General features: G+C 74.7%; 4 protein-coding genes. 3 read left to right on the forward strand and 1 reads right to left on the reverse strand.

The window, feature by feature from the left end; genetic code table 11:
* Nucleotides 1-107: 107 nt before the first annotated feature.
* The gene (locus VR45_RS46840) at nt 108-770 is read right to left on the reverse strand and encodes a DUF2993 domain-containing protein (protein WP_159394179.1); all 663 of its coding nucleotides are present in this window, start codon (nt 768-770) and stop codon (nt 108-110) included.
* A gap of 521 nt (nt 771-1,291) precedes the next feature.
* Between VR45_RS46840 and VR45_RS10965 the strand changes: the two genes are divergently transcribed.
* From VR45_RS10965 to VR45_RS48530, 3 genes are all read left to right on the forward strand, one after another.
* Nucleotides 1,292-1,978, forward strand: a complete 687-nt coding sequence (locus tag VR45_RS10965; RefSeq protein WP_045939514.1) for a response regulator transcription factor — start codon at nt 1,292-1,294, stop codon at nt 1,976-1,978.
* Between the two features lie 68 nt (nt 1,979-2,046).
* Nucleotides 2,047-2,757, forward strand: coding sequence for a hypothetical protein (locus VR45_RS48525; RefSeq protein WP_234325931.1), 711 nt, complete (start codon nt 2,047-2,049; stop codon nt 2,755-2,757).
* Nucleotides 2,721-3,347 carry a HAMP domain-containing sensor histidine kinase gene (locus VR45_RS48530; RefSeq protein WP_234325932.1) on the forward strand — a complete coding sequence of 209 codons (627 nt, stop codon included), beginning with the start codon at nt 2,721-2,723 and terminating at the stop codon, nt 3,345-3,347. The genes VR45_RS48525 and VR45_RS48530 overlap by 37 nt, the downstream gene beginning before the upstream one ends.
* Nucleotides 3,348-3,393 lie beyond the last annotated feature (46 nt).

The raw sequence follows: 3,393 nt of genomic DNA on the forward strand, positions 1-3,393 counted from the left end.
GCTCCGGCGGCCGGACGCGGGGGTGTCGGGCGCGGAGGCCGCCTTCGGTGCGGAGGTGTCGGGCGCGGAGCGGTCGTCGTGGGGCATGGGCGGTGAAGGTTCCCGGTTCATGAGTGGTTGAGGGTGGTCGGTCCGGCGGCGAGGTGGAGGGTGAGGCCCGTCGGGGTGACGGCGAGAGCGGTGGGCTTGAGGCCGAGGGGGTAGTCGGTGGGCTTCTTCCTCGTGGCGAGGCGTTCGTTGATCCGGTCGAGCTGGGGTCCGGCGACGGTCCGGCCGAGGAACTGGAGGGCCGTGGCGGTGATGGTCACGCGGCCGTCGACGAGTGCGGGCTTGAGCGTGAGCTGTCCCGTGCCGCCGGCTCCCAGGCCGAGCTGGATCGTCCCGGTGGCCGGGTCGGTGCGCGCGGTGCCGACGGGCAGGTTCTGGCCGGAGTCCCGGACGGTGGCTGCCAGGGCGTCGGCGGGGACGATGATGTCCGCCGACACCTCGGCCGCGCCGGGTGCGGGCTTGCCGAGGTGGACGTCGTTCAGCGTGATGCGAGCCGAGGCCCCGCTCAGGCCGCCGAGGCGGGCGTTGTCGGCGCTCAGTGTGACGCGGTCCAGGTGCCGGTCGAGGATCTTGAGGAGGGCCGGGCCGCTTCCGGTGTCGACCTCGACGCGGGTGCCGAAGGCCTTCGCCGTCCTGTCGGCGATCCGGCTCTCCAGCACGTGTCCTGCCACGGTCTCCGCCCCGGCGGTGAGCACCAGCAGGGCGGTCACGGGTATCGCCACGGCCCGCAGGACACGGCCGCGCCGGGTGGCCGGGCGCAGGAGTCGGCGGAGGCGGGCGGGTGGCCGGGCGGGGGCTGGTCCGGTACGGCGGGTCATAGTGGTCCTCGGGAGAGTTCGGAGCTGTCGGGAGCCGGCGGACCCGGCAGGCCCGGTGAGCGCGACGGGCCGGACGGGCCGGGCCTTCCGGCGCGGGGCGTGGCCGGGCGGGTGCGGGCGAGGAGGGCGGAGACGGCCGTCACCAGGACGCCCGTGACGGCCGCGCCGACGAGTACGAGCGTTCTCGGGTCCGTGACCACCGAGCCCCCTTCCGTTCCGGCACCGCCGGGCGGCGCTACCGGAAGCAGGCTGCACCGGTGGCGCAAGGAGACGGTTCGGCCTGTGTTCGGGGCATGTAAGGATCACGGCCGCCATCGGGGGCCGGCCCGGCCCGCGCGTTAGCATCGGAGCAGTTCAAGACCACCGCCGGTGGACTGTGACCACGGCCGGTGGACTGTGCGGCGCCGGGCGCCGGGAGAGTGGCAATGACACCGAGCAAGGGCCTGGTCCTGATCGTGGAGGACGAGCGCCACATCGCCGACCTCCAGCGCCTCTACCTCGCCCGCGAGGGCTTCGGCGTCCACACCGAGGGCGACGGGGCGGCCGGCCTCGAAGCGGTCCGGCGGCTGCGCCCGGTCGCAGTCGTCCTCGACATCGGCCTGCCCGGCCTGGACGGCACCGAGTTCTGCCGCCGCCTGCGCGCCGCCGACGACTGGACGCCGGTGATCCTGGTCACCGCGCGCGACGAGGAGGCCGACCGGATCCTCGGCCTGGAGCTCGGCGCGGACGACTACGTCACCAAGCCGTTCTCACCGCGCGAACTGGTCGCCCGCGTCAAGGCGGTACTGCGCCGGGCGGCCGGGCCGCAGGCCACCGGTGTGCACAGCATCGGCCGTCTGCGACTGGACCCGCTGCGTCGCACGGTGCACCGCGACAGCGAGCCGGTCGAGCTGACCACCACCGAGTTCAACCTGCTCGCCCACCTGCTGGCCCGGCCGGGCCAGGTCTTCGGCCGCGACCAGCTGCTCTCCCAGGTCTGGGGGTACGCGGACTACCGCGACAGCCGGGTCGTCGACGTCTACATCTCCCAGTTGCGCGCCAAACTCGGCGACGCCAGTCCGATCCGCACCGTGCGCGGCGTCGGCTACAGCGTCCAGGAGAGCAGTCCGTGAGAGTCTTTCCCTCCCGTGGGCACCGGCCCGCCCGTGGACACCGGCCCGCCCGTGCGTTTGGTGGTTCGTTGACCGGCAACCTGGTCCTGCTCGCCACCGTGGTGGCGACCGTGGCGGTACTGCTGGCCGGGTTCGCGGGCTGGCGGACGGCCCGCTCCAATGCCGAGGCCCAGTACCGGGAACGGCTGGTCCGGCAGGCGGCCGTGCTGTCCGTCGCCCCCAACCTGTCGGTGCTGCTGCTCGACCAGGCACAGCGGCTGACCGGCGCCACCGGCGTCCAGGTCGCCGTGATCGCCCCCGACGGCCAGGTGGCCGGTCCGTCGGCGGCTGCCGTCACCCCGGCGGACCGGGACGCCCTGCTGGCCGGCGGAGACGTCTCCACCACGGCCGTACTCGGTGACGCGCGGGTCCTGGTGGAGGGCCGCCCGGCACGCGACGGTGCCGTGGTCCTCACCCAGCCCTTCACCGAGGTCGACGACGCCGCCGACCGGATCCGCGCCGGTCTGACCCTCCCCCTGATCGCCGGGCTGGTCGGGGCGGCGCTGGCCGGCACCCTCCTCGCCCGGCGGATCTGCTCGCCGCCGGCGAGCGCGGCCTGCACTGCACGGTCCACGGTCCCACCGAGGCCCGCGAGGTCGCCCTCGCCCTCAACACCCTCGGCGCCGCCCTCGAACACAGCGAGGGCCGACAGCGCGCGTTCCTCACCTCCGTCTCCCACGAGATCCGCACGCCGCTCACCGCGTTGCGCGGCTACGCCGAGGCCCTGGCCGACGGCGTGATCGAACCCGGACAGCAGGAAGAGGTCGGGCGGATCCTCCTGACCGAGACCGGACGCCTGGAGCGCTTCGTCACCGACCTCCTCGAACTCGCCCGCCTCGACGCCGACGACTTCCGCATCACCCGGGAACGGACCGACCTCGACGCCCTCGTCCAGGAGACCGCACGGGCCTGGACCCAGCAGGCCCGGCGGCAGTGGCTGCACCTGCGTCTGGAGCGCCCCGACGAACCGGTGACCGCGACCACCGACGCCTTCCGCGTCCGCCAGCTCCTCGACGGCCTCCTCGCCAACGCCGTCCGCCACACACCGCCCGGCGCGCCCGTCGTGCTGGCGCTCCGGCGCACCCCCACCGGCGCGGCGGAACTGCAGGTCCGTGACGGCGGACCCGGCCTCACCGAGGACGATGTCCGCATCGCCTTCCAGCCCGGCACCCTGCGCGACCGCTACGCCGCCACCCGCCCCACCGGCACCGGCCTCGGCCTCGCCATCGCCCAACGCCTCGCCGAACGCCTCGGCGCCACCATCGCCCTGCGGGGCCACGGCCCCGAAGGCGGCGCCCACTTCACCGTCACCCTCCCCGGCGAGAACTGACCACCGGCCGCCGGGCCCGACCCGCCTGTCGCGACGGGACGTGTTG

It is taken from the genome of Streptomyces sp. NRRL S-495, from assembly GCF_000966955.1.
Lineage (GTDB): Bacteria > Actinomycetota > Actinomycetes > Streptomycetales > Streptomycetaceae > Kitasatospora > Kitasatospora purpeofusca.

Coding starts and splice junctions, on each gene's coding strand:
- VR45_RS10965 (WP_045939514.1), top strand. CDS start 1,292: ATGACACCGAGCAAGGGCCTGGTCCTGATCGTGGAGGACGAGCGCCAC.